At 66.3% G+C, this 13,654-nt stretch carries 13 protein-coding genes; 10 read left to right on the top strand and 3 right to left on the bottom strand.

The annotated features are described in order from the left end of the window. Positions 1 to 88: 88 nt before the first annotated feature. Positions 89 to 793, bottom strand: a complete 705-nt coding sequence (locus tag SJI00_RS12540) for a PA1041 family peptidoglycan-binding anchor lipoprotein (RefSeq protein WP_322462024.1) — start codon at positions 791 to 793, stop codon at positions 89 to 91. A gap of 163 nt (positions 794 to 956) precedes the next feature. Here SJI00_RS12540 and SJI00_RS12535 point away from each other — a divergent pair, with 163 nt between their 5' ends. Genes SJI00_RS12535 through SJI00_RS12520 form a run of 4 tightly spaced genes read left to right on the top strand, consistent with a single transcriptional unit; the run spans position 957 to position 2,634 of the window. After that, positions 957 to 1,451, top strand: coding sequence for a DUF6231 family protein (locus SJI00_RS12535; protein WP_322462023.1), 495 nt, complete (start codon positions 957 to 959; stop codon positions 1,449 to 1,451). A 4-nt stretch (positions 1,452 to 1,455) separates the two neighbouring features. Beyond that, positions 1,456 to 1,932: a YchJ family protein gene (locus SJI00_RS12530; protein ID WP_322462022.1), complete on the top strand. Its 477-nt coding sequence runs from the start codon at positions 1,456 to 1,458 to the stop codon at positions 1,930 to 1,932. Positions 1,933 to 1,935: 3 nt separating this feature from the next. Next, on the top strand, positions 1,936 to 2,412 hold the full coding sequence (locus SJI00_RS12525) for an LEA/WHy family protein (RefSeq protein WP_322462021.1): 477 nt from the start codon (positions 1,936 to 1,938) through the stop codon (positions 2,410 to 2,412). Positions 2,413 to 2,418: 6 nt separating this feature from the next. Further along, positions 2,419 to 2,634: an SEC-C metal-binding domain-containing protein gene (locus tag SJI00_RS12520; RefSeq protein ID WP_322462020.1), complete on the top strand. Its 216-nt coding sequence runs from the start codon at positions 2,419 to 2,421 to the stop codon at positions 2,632 to 2,634. Between the two features lie 30 nt (positions 2,635 to 2,664). Here the strand turns inward: SJI00_RS12520 and SJI00_RS12515 are convergent, their stop codons facing one another. After that, the gene (locus SJI00_RS12515; RefSeq protein WP_322462019.1) at positions 2,665 to 3,441 is read right to left on the bottom strand and encodes an EAL domain-containing protein; all 777 of its coding nucleotides are present in this window, start codon (positions 3,439 to 3,441) and stop codon (positions 2,665 to 2,667) included. 262 nt (positions 3,442 to 3,703) lie between these two features. On the opposite strand from SJI00_RS12515, the gene SJI00_RS12510 reads away from it, so the two are divergent. From SJI00_RS12510 to pdeM, 6 genes are all read left to right on the top strand, one after another. Continuing rightward, positions 3,704 to 6,142, top strand: coding sequence for a penicillin acylase family protein (locus SJI00_RS12510; protein WP_322462018.1), 2,439 nt, complete (start codon positions 3,704 to 3,706; stop codon positions 6,140 to 6,142). Positions 6,143 to 6,214: 72 nt separating this feature from the next. Beyond that, on the top strand, positions 6,215 to 7,231 hold the full coding sequence (locus SJI00_RS12505; RefSeq protein WP_322462017.1) for a ligase-associated DNA damage response exonuclease: 1,017 nt from the start codon (positions 6,215 to 6,217) through the stop codon (positions 7,229 to 7,231). Next, positions 7,228 to 8,886 (top strand): ATP-dependent DNA ligase, encoded by a 1,659-nt coding sequence (locus tag SJI00_RS12500; protein ID WP_322462016.1) that lies wholly within the window; start codon positions 7,228 to 7,230, stop codon positions 8,884 to 8,886. Before SJI00_RS12505 ends, SJI00_RS12500 begins: the two co-directional genes overlap by 4 nt. A gap of 98 nt (positions 8,887 to 8,984) precedes the next feature. After that, a complete protein-coding gene (locus tag SJI00_RS12495; protein ID WP_322462015.1) occupies positions 8,985 to 10,100 on the top strand; it encodes a succinylglutamate desuccinylase/aspartoacylase family protein in 1,116 nt (371 codons plus the stop codon). Between the two features lie 109 nt (positions 10,101 to 10,209). Continuing rightward, on the top strand, positions 10,210 to 12,666 hold the full coding sequence (locus SJI00_RS12490) for a ligase-associated DNA damage response DEXH box helicase (RefSeq protein ID WP_322462014.1): 2,457 nt from the start codon (positions 10,210 to 10,212) through the stop codon (positions 12,664 to 12,666). A 76-nt stretch (positions 12,667 to 12,742) separates the two neighbouring features. After that, positions 12,743 to 13,366: a ligase-associated DNA damage response endonuclease PdeM gene (gene pdeM / locus SJI00_RS12485; RefSeq protein WP_322462058.1), complete on the top strand. Its 624-nt coding sequence runs from the start codon at positions 12,743 to 12,745 to the stop codon at positions 13,364 to 13,366. Here the strand turns inward: pdeM and SJI00_RS12480 are convergent, their stop codons facing one another. Continuing rightward, the gene (locus tag SJI00_RS12480) at positions 13,367 to 13,582 is read right to left on the bottom strand and encodes a hypothetical protein (RefSeq protein WP_322462013.1); all 216 of its coding nucleotides are present in this window, start codon (positions 13,580 to 13,582) and stop codon (positions 13,367 to 13,369) included. It abuts the gene before it with no gap. Between the last annotated feature and the right edge of the window lie 72 nt (positions 13,583 to 13,654).

The following is a 13,654-nucleotide window of genomic DNA, read 5'->3' as shown; positions in this document are numbered from 1 at the left end:
AGGCACCTGGACGGGGTGATTCACCTCGCCGCCCCACTCGATGCCCGCCCGCGCATGCTGGATGAATCACACGCGGGCGAGCCGGTCTTCAGCGTTGGATCTTGATTTCCGTACGGCGGTTCATCGCCCGGCCATCGGCAGTCGCATTGTCGGCCACTGGCTGGCTTTCACCGGCGCCGCGCACCGCGACGAAGCTAGCGCGTGGCACGCCGCTGCTGATCAGGTAATCGGTCACCGAATGCGCGCGGCGGTCAGACAGCTTCTGGTTGTAGCTGTCGGCGCCGACGCTGTCGGTATGCCCGGTCACGCTCAGCCGAGCACTGGCCGCTTCCTGTTTCAGGCGCGTGGCGATGGTATTGAGGCGGTCTTTGTCGGCCGCTGTCAGGCGCGCCGAGTCGAACTCGAAGTGCACGTCGCGGATCACGATGGTTTCTTCCCGCTCGACCACCACCACCTCTTCGACCACCGGCGGCGGCGCTGGCGGCTGCAGCGGGCAACCCGTGGCATCGACCTGCACACCGCGTGGCGTTGCGGGGCACTTGTCACGGCTGTCTGGCACGCCATCGCCATCTTCGTCACCGTCGCCATGGGCCCAGCAGTAACCGGCCGCCAGGCCGCCGCCGAGCAGTGCGCCCCAACCGGCCCAGCTGGAGCTTTCAATGGCGCCGAGGGCAGCGCCACCGACGCCGCCTACCGCAGCGCATTTGGGCCAGTCGGTTTTTTGCAGGCCAGCGCAACCGCTCAACAGGCCGGTGAGCAGAACCAGAGGTATCGCCGTGCGGACTATGCTCATTCGTTGCTTCTCCTGAGGATGGGAGCCGGCCTGCGGGCCGGCTCACCGGAGTAAAGACTGCAGCGTGCGGCTCTGCCAGCGTTGCGCCAGCATCCAACGCTGCAGCCCCTATGCCGACGGGCCGCAGACCGCTAGTCTTGAGCGATTCCAACGAGGAGCGGCAATGACCACGATTTTTTCCGAGCGCACCCCGCAGCACGCCTTGGCGGCCCTGCTCGAACGCGTCCAACCGCAGCGCCTGTTGCTGGTCGGCAGCCATTTCCCCGCCTTGGACGCCTTTGCCCAGACGCACCCTGACTGCACCATCGACACCGCCCCACCAGGCCCGCTGCCCGCCCCGCTGGCCGCACGCCGCTACGACCTGGCGCTGCTGGTGGAATGCCTCGAACACCTGCCCAGGCGCAGCGGCTTGGAACTGCTGGGCGGCATCCGCAATCTGAACGCCAGCAAAGTGGCGGTGCTGGCCGATCTCCAGGCGTGCGGTTGGCAGGACACCGACTTCTTCGCCCTGGCCCTGTCGGCCAGCGAACGCTTCAGCCGTGGCGAGCAGCATCTGTGCCTGTTCACCTATGATCTACGTGATTACAAGCAGGTCCCTGACTGGCTCAACGCCAGGTTCTGGGCCAACCCGGAAAATTTTGGCAAGTACTGGTGGTGATTTCATGAGCGTTTCGGTCTGCCCTTGCGGCAGTGGCAATCTCCTCGACGCCTGTTGCGGCCACTGGCACGCCGGTACCCCGGCCCCCGACGCGCAGTCGTTGATGCGCAGTCGCTACAGCGCCTACGTGCTGGGCCTGGTCGACTACCTCTACGCCACCACCCTGCCCGCCCAGCAACCTGGCCTGGACCGCGCTGCGATCAGCGCCTGGAGCGCGCAAAGCACCTGGCTGGGGCTGGAGGTCGACGCCGTCGAGGTCCTCGGCGGCCAGCCCGAACACGCCTTCGTCACCTTTACCGCACGCTGGCACGACGCCGAGGGCGATCATCAGCACCGCGAGCGATCGGCGTTCGTGCAGCGCGAGGGCCGTTGGTACTTCATCGATCCCACCGTGCCCCTCAAGGCCGGTCGCAACGATCCCTGCCCTTGCGACAGCGGGCAGAAATTCAAGAAATGCTGCGCCAGCTACCTGGCCGGGTGACCGATGATCCTATTGAGCCGTGCGTTACTGTTGGGTGCCCTGCTGAGCCTGCTGACCGGCTGCATGAGCTGGGGCGCCAGCCAATGGCGCGAGCCGCAGGTCCATCTGGTCAAGGTGAAGACGGTCAAGGCCCGCCTGCACCAGCAGGAGTTCATCCTCCACCTGCGGGTCGACAACCCCAACGACAGCCGGCTGTTCATCCGCAACCTCGACTATGCGGTGAAGCTCAACGACATCCCGCTGGTGCTCGACAACGCCAGCCTCTGGCGCAGCGTGGCCGCACATGATTCGCGCACCTTCAAGATCACCGTGCGCACCAACCTGTGGCGTCATCTCAAACCGCTGGCGCGTCTGATCCGCAGCAAGAAGCCGCTGCTGTACAGCCTGGAGGCCGAGATCAATACCGGGGTGTTCTTCCACGACACCCTGCATGTCTCGCGCAGTGGTGAGATACTGCACAGCGATTTTCTACCGGAGTGACCCGCAATGACCCAGCAACCCCACGTGCACGGCCCTGACTGCAACCACGACCATGACCACGGCCATGACCATCATCATGCTCATGACCACGGCCACGTGCATGGCCCGCACTGCAACCACGCCCCTCAGGAGCCGGTGCGCAACACCCTCAAAGACGTCGGCCGCAACGACCCTTGCCCGTGCGGCAGCGAGAAGAAATTCAAGAAGTGCCACGGCGCCTGAGGCGCGTGATGTGACCGGTCGCTGGCCGCCTCAGGCCAGCGGCCACTGCGGCACCGGCAAGGCCTCGTAGGCGGGCCTGGCGAACAGGTAGCCCTGAAACAACGAGATCCCCAGCGCCTTGAGCGCCGCATATTCATCGACGTGCTCGATGCCCTCGGCAATGATCTGGATGTTGAGCTTGCGGCAGATGCCGACGATCCCCTCGACGATGGCAAAGCGTGCCGCGTCGTTGTGGATGCCGCGAATCAGTTCCATGTCCAGCTTGATGATGTCGGGCTGAAATTCGGCTAGCAGGCCGAGCCCCGAATAGCCGGCACCAAAGTCATCGATAGCCGTCTTGAAGCCCTGGCGCTGGTACTCCAGCAGGATGTTCTTCAGGTGCGTACGGTCGGTGAGCTGCTCGTTTTCAGTGACCTCGAAGATGATCCGCTCGGTCGGAAAGCCGACTCGCTGCGCCGCGTCGAGGGTGGCGCGGATGCACGCCGCCGGCTGGTACACGGCGTTGGGCAAGAAGTTGATGCTCAGGTAACCCTGCAGTTGCAGCTTTGCGGCCAGTTCCACGGCTTTGATCCGGCAGGTCTGGTCGAAGGTGTAGCGATTGTCTTCGGTGACCTGCTGCAGAATGCTGTACGCGCCACTGCCATCGGTGCCACGCACCAGCGCCTCGTACCCGAAGATGTGATGTCCAGCGGCTTGGACGATCGGCTGGAAGGCCATACTGAAGTCGAACGGCAGCGGTGCCTGATCTGCGCACCGGCGGCAACCGACCGGGCGGGGTGAATCGATGGGTGTCGATGGGCGTGTCATGTGTGTCTACCTCGGGTGGCCAGTTGCGCTGTGACTGGCTTTGACGCTCGCAGCGGGTCAGTGGTTCGACAGTGCCATCATGCAACCTGTCATCGCCCATTCAGTCAGACTGCACGCGGTCTGTGTAGCGCCCTCTATCGGCTTCTGGGCAGTGTCACGACGCGTACAGTAAAAAAGCCTACAGCGGCGCTTGCGCAGCGACCCTGCCCTCACTAACGTAGCGCCTTCAAAAAATCACCCCCGCCCTCCAGGAGCCCCCGCCATGGCCGCCGCCTTCGCGCCTTTTCGCCCACGCCTCACCGCGGCTGCCGCCTTGCTCGGCATGCTCGGCCTGGCCGGCTGCCAGATGGCCGCTCAACCCGGTAGCGTGCCCCCCACCGTCGGCGTGCAGCCGCTCAAGGGCCTGGCCCAGGGCGCCTCGGTACGGCGCAACGGCATGGGCGCGCCGCTGATCGAAAGCAGCAACTTCCATGATGCGCTGTTCAGCTTGGGCTACGTGCATGGCGTGGACCGCATCGAGCAGATGATCACCCTGCGCCTGCTGGCCCAGGGGCGCATGGCTGAAGTGGCCGGTGAAGATGCGCTGGACATCGACCGCCTGATGCGGGCGGTCAACCTGCGCCAGAGCGCCGCCCAGCTGTACGCCGACGCCTCGCCGCGGCTGCAGCGTTTCTTCGAGGTCTACGCTCGCGGGGTCAACGCCTACCTGTTCCGCTACCGCGACAACTTGCCGGAGGGCCTGGTCCGTAGCGGCTATCGCAGCGAATACTGGAAGCCCGAGGATTCGGCGCTGATGTTCAGTCTGTATGCCTTCAGCCAGTCGGTGAACCTGCAGGAAGAGCTGTCTGCCTTGACCCTGGCCCAGCAGGTCGGCAGCGATAAACTGGCCTGGCTGCTGCCGGTCGCCGCCGACGAGCCGCTGGCCGAAGGCGAGGCAGACAAGCTCAAGGGTATCGACCTCACCCGCCAGTTGCCAGGCCTGGCCGCCCTCGCCGGCGCTGCGCAGACACTGGCCGACCACCACCTGCTGGGCAACCCGGGCTCGGCCAACCTGGCCCTGGCTGCGCAACGCAGCCGCAATGGCAAGAGCCTGCTGGCCAGCGACAGTCGCGCAGCGTGGGCGCTGAGCCCCGTACAGATGCACACCGGCAAGTACCAGGTGGCCGGCTTGTCGCTACCGGGTTTGCCGATCGTGCTGGCCGGCTACAACGGCAAGCTGGCCTGGAGCAGCAGCGCGGTGATGGCCGACGACCAGGACCTGTACCTGGAACAGATCCGCCGCCAGGGCAACCAGCTGACCTACCTCGCTGACGGCAAGTGGCTGCCGGCCCGCGCCCGCAGCGAAACCTTCTTCGTCAAAGGCCAGCGGCCACAGCGCGACGTGCTGTATGACACCCGCCACGGTACCTTGCTGGGCCAGCCGGGCACCAGCGGCCTGGCCCTGGCGCTGCACATGCCGTCACTCAAGGGCGATCGCAGCCTTGATGCGCTGTTCGACCTGACCCGCGCCGGCTCGGTCGAGAAGGCCTTCGACAGCACCCGCGAGGTCGGCGCCGCCGCGCTCAACTTCGTCTTCGCCGAACCCCAGCACATCGGCTGGCAGGTCAGTGGCCGCTACCCGAACCGTCGCGACGGCCAGGGCCTGGTGCCCTCGCCCGGCTGGGACGCGCGCTATGACTGGGACGGCTACGCCGACCCGATGCTGCACCCCTACGACCAAGACCCGACCAGCGGCTGGATCGGCCACGCCAACCAGCGCAGCCAGCCCAAGGGTTATGGCATGCAGCTGTCCAGCAGCTGGTACTACCCCGAGCGCGCCGAACGCCTGGCGCAGCTGGCCGGCAGCGGCCGGCACGACAGCCGCAGCCTGATGGCGATGTTCAACGACCAGACCACCCCGCTGGCCGACAAGCTCAAGCAGATGTTCGAGGCCCCTGGCATGGCGCAACCGCTCAAGCAGGCCATCGACGCCCTGCCTGCAGGCGAGCGCGAACAGGCCCGCGAAGCGCTGACCCGGCTCAAGGCCTTCGATGGACGGCTCAGCACAGGCTCGGCGGACGCGGCGCTGTACGAACTGTTCCTGCAAGCGTTCGTACGGCTGACCTTCCTCGACGAACTGGGCCCTGAATCGAGCCCGGCCTGGCAGGCCTTCGTCAGCGGTGCCCAACTGTCCTATTCCGCCCAGGCCGACCATCTGCTGGGCCGCGACGACAGCCCGTTCTGGGACGACCGCAACACCGCGCAACGTGAAGGCAAACCTGCCATCCTCGCGCGCAGCCTGGCGAGCGCCATGAAAACCGGCATCACCGAGCTTGGCGCCGACCGCCGTGCCTGGCAATGGGGCGCGCTGCACCAGTACCGTTGGCCAGCGCCAAGCCTGGGCGGCCTCGGTGATCGCCTGGCCCACGCCCCCATGGCGGCCGGCGGCGACTTCAGCACCCTGGCCCTGACCCCCTATGCCTGGGGCAGCAGCTTCGATACCGCCCTTCCCGCCTCGGCACGCATGGTCGTTGACTTCAGCCAGGTCGAGCCACTGCAACTGATGACCAGCGCCGGGCAGTCGGGCAACCCCTCCAGCGCGCACTTCGGCGATGGTCTGGAGGCCTGGTTCAAGGGCCGTTACATGAGCCTGCCGGTGCAGCCGCAGAACTTCGAGCGGGCCTATGGCAAGCAGCGCCTGTCGCTGGTGCCGGCCAAGTGACGGCCTGATCCGGTCGAACTTCCAGCGTGGCGTGGCGCTCCCAACAGGAACCCCCTGATCGGCGCCACCGCCATGGACCTCGTCATCGCAAGACCCGAAGGGCTGTACTGCCCGCCGGGCGACTTCTACATCGACCCCTGGCGCCCCGTGTCGCGGGCGGTGATCACCCACGGCCATGGCGACCACTCGCGCCCCGGCAACGCTCACTACCTCACCGCCGCGCCCGGTGCCGGCGTGCTGCGCAGCCGCCTGGGCCAGGACATCAACCTGCAGACCTTGCCCTATGGCGAGCGCCTGGTGCACCACGGCGTGACCCTGAGCCTGCACCCAGCCGGCCATGTGCTGGGGTCGGCGCAGGTGCGTCTTGAATATCAAGGCGAGGTCTGGGTGGCCTCGGGCGACTACAAAGTCGAGCCGGACGGCACCTGTGACCCGTTCGAGCCCGTGCGCTGCCACACCTTCATCACCGAATCGACCTTTGGTCTACCGATCTACCGCTGGCCCCGCCAGGCCGAGATCTTCGCCCAGGTCAACGACTGGTGGCGCGGCAACTGTGCCCAAGGCAAGGCCAGCGTGCTGTTCTGCTATGCCTTCGGCAAGGCGCAGCGCCTGCTGCACGGTATCGATTCGAGCATTGGCCCGATCCTTGTGCATGGCGCGGTCGAGCCGCTGAACCGGGTCTACCGCGAAGCCGGCATTGCCCTGCCCGAAACCCGCTATGTCGGGGATATCGCACGTAACGACCCGTTGATGCGCCAGGCCCTGATCGTCGCTCCCCCCTCAGCCGGTGGTAGCAGCTGGATGCGCCGTTTCGGCGACTACAGCGATGCGTTCGCCAGCGGCTGGATGCGCCTGCGCGGCACCCGTCGTCGGCGCGGAGTGGACCGTGGCTTCGTGCTGTCCGACCACGCCGACTGGCCCGGCCTGCTCTGGGCCATCGAACAGACCGGCGCCGAGCGGGTAATGGTCACCCACGGCTCGGTCAACGTGCTGGTGCGCTACCTCTGCGAGCGGGGTCTGGATGCGCGCGGCTTCGTCACCGAATACGGCGAGGAAGACGACGCTGGCGCCGCGGAGCCGAGCCCATGAAAGCCTTCGCCGCGCTGTACCTGCGCCTGGACGCCACCACCTCGAGCAACGCCAAACTGCAAGCGATGCGCGACTATTTCGCCGATGCGCCGCCGGCCGATGCAGCCTGGGCGGTGTACTTCCTGTCCGGCGGTCGGCCGCGGCAACTGGTGCCCACGCGGGTGCTGCGCGAGTTGGCCACGCGGATGTCGGGCTTGCCGGAATGGTTGTTCGAGGAAAGCTACCAGGCGGTCGGCGACATGGCCGAAACCATTTCCCTGTTGCTGCCCGAAGCCGAGTACGCCAGTGACGAAGGCCTGGCGCACTGGGTCGAGGCCTACCTGCTGCCGTTGCGTGGGCAGAGCCCGGAGGCGTTGCACGAACACTTGCCCACACTCTGGGCGCAACTCGATCGCCCGAGCCTGATGCTGTGCCTCAAACTCATCACCGGCAGCTTTCGCGTCGGGGTGTCCAAGCTGCTGGTCACCCGGGCCCTGGCGCAGCTGGCCGAGCTTGACCCCAAGCGCGTGGCCCAGCGCATGGTCGGCTACACCGATCTCAGCCACCGGCCCACGGCCGAGCGCTACCTCAAGCTGATTGCTGATGAATCGGACCAGGAACACCGCGAGCGCGGCGGCCAGCCTTACCCGTTCTTCCTGGCGCATGCGCTGCAGGCGCCGGTCGAACAGTTCGACGCGCTGCTGGGTGCGCCCAGCGACTGGCAGATCGAATGGAAGTGGGATGGCATTCGCGCGCAAGTGGTCAAGCGTGAAGGCCAGCTGTGGATCTGGTCGCGCGGTGAAGAGTTGGTCACCGAGCGCTTCCCGGAACTGCACAGCCTGCTCGAAGCCTTGCCGGACGGCGTGGTGCTCGATGGCGAGATCCTGGTGTGGAAACCCGGCAGCACCGCTGAGGATGTGGCGGTACAGCCCTTTGCCTTGCTCCAGCAACGCCTGGGCCGCAAGACCCTGGGCAAGAAACTGCTCACCGATGCACCGGTGGTGCTGCAAGCCTATGACCTGCTCGAATGGCAAGGCGACGATTGGCGCAGCCGCCCGCAGCATGAACGGCGCAGCCAGCTGGAACGGCTGGTCGAGGCGCACCCATTGGTGCCCGTGCTGCTGTCACCGCTGCTGACCGGCGAGGACTGGGCCGATCTGGCGCGCCAGCGCGAAGACTCCCGGCGCCTGGGCGTCGAGGGCATGATGCTCAAGCAGCGCGAAGCGTTGTACGGCGTGGGACGAACCAAAGACATGGGCGTCTGGTGGAAATGGAAGGTCGACCCGTTCAGCGTCGATGCCGTGCTGATCTACGCACAACGCGGCCATGGACGCCGCGCCAGCCTCTACAGCGACTACACCTTCGCGGTCTGGGACGCACCACCGGGCACCCCCGAGCGCACCCTGGTGCCCTTCGCCAAGGCCTACTCAGGGCTCAGCGATGAAGAGATGCGCAAGGTCGACGCCATCGTGCGCAAGACCACCGTCGAGACCTTCGGCCCGGTGCGCAGCGTCACCCCGACGCTGGTCTTCGAGCTGGGCTTCGAGGGCATTGCCCTGTCCAAACGGCACAAGAGCGGCATCGCTGTGCGCTTCCCGCGCATGCTGCGCTGGCGCCAGGACAAGACCGTCGAACAGGCCGATGACCTGGCCATCCTGCAAGGGTTGCTCGAATGAAGTGAGTGCGAGCGGTGTGGGCGATCCTGTGCTTTCATTGCAGGCGCTGCTTTCTTGGCCCGCTCGCCCCTCTTCACCTCGCGCACTCAGGACCCTTCATGCAACTCGTCAGCCACGACCTGCTCTCGCCCGTTCCCGGCGTCACCCGCCAACTGCACAGCTTTCACTTCGGCCCACGTGGCGCCGGCAAGGTGTACATCCAGGCCTCGCTGCACGCCGACGAACTCCCCGGCATGCTCGTGGCCTGGCACTTGAAGCAGCGGTTGGCCGCGCTGGAAGCGGCCGGGCGCTTGCGCCGCGAAATCGTGCTGGTGCCTGTGGCCAATCCGGTGGGCCTGGAGCAGGTCGTGCTCGATGCACCGCTGGGGCGTTTCGAGCTGCACAGCGGCGAGAACTTCAATCGCCGCTTCGTCGACCTGTCGGATGACGTCGGTGATCGCATCGAAGCGCTGTTGACCGACAACGCCGAGCGTAACCAGGCACTGATTCGCCAGCATCTGTGTGAAGCCCTGGCTCAGCATCAGGCCCAGACGCCGTTGCAATCGTTGCGCCTGGCCCTGCAGCGGTTGGCCTGCGATGCGGAAATAGTGCTCGACCTGCACTGCGACTTCGAAGCTGTCGAACACCTCTACACCACACCAGACGCCTGGCCGCAGGTCGAGCCGCTGGCGCGCTATCTGGGGGCCCAGGCCAGCCTGCTGGCCAGCGACTCGGGCGGGCAGTCGTTCGACGAATGCTTCAGCCTGGTGTGGTGGCAGCTGCAACAGCGCTTTGGCAAACGCTTTCCGATTCCGCTGGGCAGCATTTGCGTCACCCTGGAGCTGCGCGGCCAGGCCGATGTCAGCCATGCCCTGGCCGAGCAGGATTGCCAGGCGATCCTCGATTTCCTCGGCTACCGCGACGTCATCGCGGGTGAAACCGCAGCGCTGCCTGCGCTGCCCCGGCCCGCCACACCGCTGGCCGCCGTGGAGCTGGTGGTGGCCGCCACGGGCGGTTTGCTGGTGTACCAGGCGAAGCCCGGGCAGTGGGTCGAGGCCGGCGCGGTGATCGCCGAAGTCATCGACCCGCTGACTGATCAGGTGCAGGTGTTGCGCAGCGTCCAGGCCGGGCTGCTCTACGCCCGCAGCGTGCGACGCCTGGCCACCGCTGGCATGGTGATCGCCCATGTGGCCGGCGAGCAGGTGTGCCGCAGGGGCTACCTGCTAGGGCACTGATCCAGGCCCGCTGACGCTGTGCCCTCGAACCGGTGGCACTGAGCGAATAAAACCAACCGGCGCGACGTGCGGTCTGTTGCAACACAGCCTTCGTCCGGACCGGCCCCGCATGCCTGCACCTTCTGATCCTGCCAGCTCTTGGTTCGCCACCCGCGGGTGGCGCCCGTTCGCCTTTCAGCGGCGGGTCTGGGCGGCAGTCGGGCGCGGCGAATCCGGCCTGCTGCACGCCAGCACCGGCGCCGGTAAGACCTACGCGGTGTGGCTGGCCGCCCTGCGCGCACTGATCGGCAAGGCCCAGACAACCGGCGGCAAGCCTGCCCCGCTGCAGGTGCTTTGGATCACCCCCATGCGCGCGTTGGCGGCAGACACCGCCAAGGCGCTGCAAGCCCCGCTGGACGACCTGCAGCTCAACTGGACGGTCGGTGTGCGCAGCGGCGACACCCGCGCGGCCGAACGCGCCAGACAAGCCCGGCGCCTGCCCACCGCACTGATCACCACACCCGAAAGCCTCACCCTGCTGCTGACCCGCGCCCAGGCTGAGCAGGATTTCGCCAGCCTGCGCATGGTGGTGGTAGACGAATGGCACGAGCTGCTGGGCAACAAGCGCGGTGTGCAGTTGCAGCTGGCGTTGGCACGGCTGCGCCGCTGGCAACCGGGGCTGGTGGTATGGGGGCTGTCAGCGACCCTGGGTAACCTCGACCATGCGCGCGAGGTGCTGTTGCCCGGTGGCGGCGAGCTGGTCGAGGGCCGGCAGGACAAACGTCTGGACGTCGACACACTGCTGCCACCCGATATCGAACGCTTCCCGTGGGCCGGGCACATGGGCCTCAAGCTGCTGCGCCAGGTCGTCGAACAAATCGAGTCAAGCAGCAGTTGCCTGGTGTTCACCAACACCCGCGCGCAGTCAGAGCTGTGGTACCAGGCCGTGCTCGATGCGCGCCCGGACTGGGCGGGGCTGATCGCGCTGCATCATGCCTCGCTGGCAAGGGACACTCGCGACTGGGTCGAACGCAGCCTCAAGGAAGGGACGCTGAAAGCGGTGATCTGCACCTCCAGCCTCGACCTTGGCGTGGATTTTCTGCCCGTGGAGCGGGTGTTGCAGATCGGCTCGACCAAAGGCATCGCGCGCCTGGTGCAGCGTGCCGGGCGCTCCGGCCACGCCCCCGGCCGACCTTCACGCATCACCTTGGTGCCCACCCACAGCCTGGAGCTGGTAGAGGCTGCTGCGGTACGGCAGGCCTTGGCGCAGGGGCATCTGGAAGGGCGGCAGTCGCCCCGGCTGTGCATGGATGTGCTGGTCCAGCATCTGGTGAGCATGGCCTTGGGCAGCGGTTTCGTGGCCCAAGAGCTACTGGCAGAAGTGCGCAGTACCTGGGCCTTTCACGAGCTGCGCGACAGCCAATGGCAATGGGCGTTGAACTTCGTCCGCCATGGCGGCGATTCGCTCACCGCCTACCCCGACTACCAGCGCGTGGACATGCACCCCGACGGGCGCTGGCGAGTGGTCAGCGAACGCCTGGCGCGGCGCCATCGCATGGGCATCGGCACCATCGTCAGCGACGCCACCTTGCAGCTCAAATACTGGAGCAAGGGCGGCGGTGGCAAGCAGCTGGGCAGTGTCGAAGAGTCGTTCATCGCGCGCCTGAAACCTGGCGATGCGCTGGTGTTCGGTGGCCGTGTCCTGGAGTTGGTTCGGGTCGAAAACATGACTGCCTACGTGCGCCGCAGCACGGCGCGCAAAGCCGCGGTAGCACGCTGGAGCGGCGGGCGCATGCCGCTGTCCAGCGAATTGGCCCAAGCACTGGTGGAGCAGCTCGATGCCGCCGCGCACGGGCGGTTCGATGGCCCGGAAATGCGTGCGGTCAGGCCGCTGCTGGCATTGCAGGCAAGCTGGTCAGCGCTGCCCACCATGGGCACGCTGCTGGCCGAAACGCTGTCGACCCGTCAAGGCTCGCACCTGTTCCTCTACCCCTTTGGCGGGCGCATGGCCAATCTGGGCCTGGCAAACCTGATCGCCTGGCGGGTCAGCCAGGCGCAACCGCTGTCGATTTCCATCGCGGTCAACGACTACGGCTTCGAGCTGCTCAGCCCGAGCAACGTCGATTGGGCGGCCTACCTGCCCCTGGCGCTGTCGACCGAAAATCTGCTCGACGATGTCACCGCCAGCCTGAATGCCGGCGAGATGGCCCTGCGGCGGTTCCGCGAAATTGCCCAGATCGCCGGGCTGGTGTTTGGCGGCTATCCAGCAGCGCAAAAAAGCATGCGGCAGATCCAGGCCTCCAGCGGGCTGTTCTACGAAGTGTTTCGCAAGCACGATGCCAACAATCTGTTGCTTGGCCAGGCACGCGATGAGGTACTGCGTGAGGAACTGGACATCGATCGTCTGAACGGCCAGTTGCTGCGCATTGGCGGCCTGCGCCTGGATCTGCATGACCTGAAACGGCCGAGCCCATTGGCCTTTGCACTACTCGTAGAAGGATTACGCGACACGATGAGCAGCGAAAAACTCGCCGACCGCATTGCCCGCATGGTGGCTGATCTGGAGAAGGTAGCCGACCGTGGATGAGCGGTTGCAGCCTGCCGCTCTGGCCGACGAACATCCCTGTGTCGGGGAATACCACGTGACTGACCACTGTGGTGAAATGCTCTGGCTGCTGCCTGAAAAAGCCGTGTATTGGCCCGCGCAAAAGGCGCTGTTGGTCGCCGATGTGCACATCGGCAAGGCAGCCAGCTACCGCGCGCTGCATCAACCCGTGCCGCGTGGTACGACCCAGGCCACGTTGGCGCGGCTCGACGCCTTGCTCAGGCACTATCCATGCAAGCGGCTGATCGTACTGGGGGATTTTCTGCACGCCCGCACGGGCCGCGCGCCGGCCACGCTCGCCCTTTTGCAGGCATGGCGAGAAAGGCACGCACACATCGAAATGACGCTGGTGCGGGGCAACCACGACAAGCATGCCGGGGATCCGCCCAGCGCCTTGAACATCGAGGTGGTCGAAGAGCCTTGGCTACTGGGCCCGTTCGCACTGCAGCATGAGCCCGACCCCCACATGCAGCGGCCAGTGCTGGCGGGGCATGTGCATCCGGCTTATGTGCTACGCGGCAGGGGGCGGCAACGGTTGCGCCTGCCGTGTTTCGTGCTCGACGCCAAGGTCAGCTTGTTGCCGGCCTTCGGCGAATTCACCGGTGGCTGGACCATCGACAAACCCGCAGGCGCCCGCCTGTTCGTGGCGGGCGCTGGCAAGGTGTGGGGCGTGGCAGGTTGATCAGGCCATGGGCGTGGGTGGCGGCTCGTCCGGAATCGTAGGCTCGCCGGGGGGCGTGGGCTGAGGATAATCCGGTTCCGGCTGACCGGGTACACCGCCAAGATAATGCGGCATCGGCGGCACTGGCGGATGAGCCAACAGTGACCACACAGGCGCGCCGATCTGGTTAGGCTGTAGACCCGCCAGCTTTGCACTGACAGCAGCATGGAGTTTCATAGGCTTCTCCTGTCGAGCGCCGCCGCGCGTTATGCGCGAGCAGCGTTACTGACTGGTTGGAGTGCCTGGCGG

It is taken from the genome of Pseudomonas gebzensis (genome assembly GCF_034427815.1).
Lineage (GTDB): Bacteria > Pseudomonadota > Gammaproteobacteria > Pseudomonadales > Pseudomonadaceae > Aquipseudomonas.
This window is presented reverse-complemented; position numbering and strand designations above follow the sequence as displayed.

Bases quoted from the DNA above. Each gene is read 5' to 3' on its own strand.
- SJI00_RS12520 (WP_322462020.1), top strand. From the start codon at position 2,419: ATGACCCAGCAACCCCACGTGCACGGCCCTGACTGCAACCACGACCAT.
- pdeM (WP_322462058.1), top strand. From the start codon at position 12,743: ATGCTCTGGCTGCTGCCTGAAAAAGCCGTGTATTGGCCCGCGCAAAAG.
- SJI00_RS12535 (WP_322462023.1), top strand. From the start codon at position 957: ATGACCACGATTTTTTCCGAGCGCACCCCGCAGCACGCCTTGGCGGCC.
- SJI00_RS12480 (WP_322462013.1), bottom strand. From the start codon at position 13,582: ATGAAACTCCATGCTGCTGTCAGTGCAAAGCTGGCGGGTCTACAGCCT.
- SJI00_RS12490 (WP_322462014.1), top strand. From the start codon at position 10,210: ATGCCTGCACCTTCTGATCCTGCCAGCTCTTGGTTCGCCACCCGCGGG.
- SJI00_RS12540 (WP_322462024.1), bottom strand. From the start codon at position 793: ATGAGCATAGTCCGCACGGCGATACCTCTGGTTCTGCTCACCGGCCTG.
- SJI00_RS12500 (WP_322462016.1), top strand. From the start codon at position 7,228: ATGAAAGCCTTCGCCGCGCTGTACCTGCGCCTGGACGCCACCACCTCG.
- SJI00_RS12530 (WP_322462022.1), top strand. From the start codon at position 1,456: ATGAGCGTTTCGGTCTGCCCTTGCGGCAGTGGCAATCTCCTCGACGCC.
- SJI00_RS12495 (WP_322462015.1), top strand. From the start codon at position 8,985: ATGCAACTCGTCAGCCACGACCTGCTCTCGCCCGTTCCCGGCGTCACC.
- SJI00_RS12505 (WP_322462017.1), top strand. From the start codon at position 6,215: ATGGACCTCGTCATCGCAAGACCCGAAGGGCTGTACTGCCCGCCGGGC.
- SJI00_RS12515 (WP_322462019.1), bottom strand. From the start codon at position 3,441: ATGACACGCCCATCGACACCCATCGATTCACCCCGCCCGGTCGGTTGC.
- SJI00_RS12510 (WP_322462018.1), top strand. From the start codon at position 3,704: ATGGCCGCCGCCTTCGCGCCTTTTCGCCCACGCCTCACCGCGGCTGCC.
- SJI00_RS12525 (WP_322462021.1), top strand. From the start codon at position 1,936: ATGATCCTATTGAGCCGTGCGTTACTGTTGGGTGCCCTGCTGAGCCTG.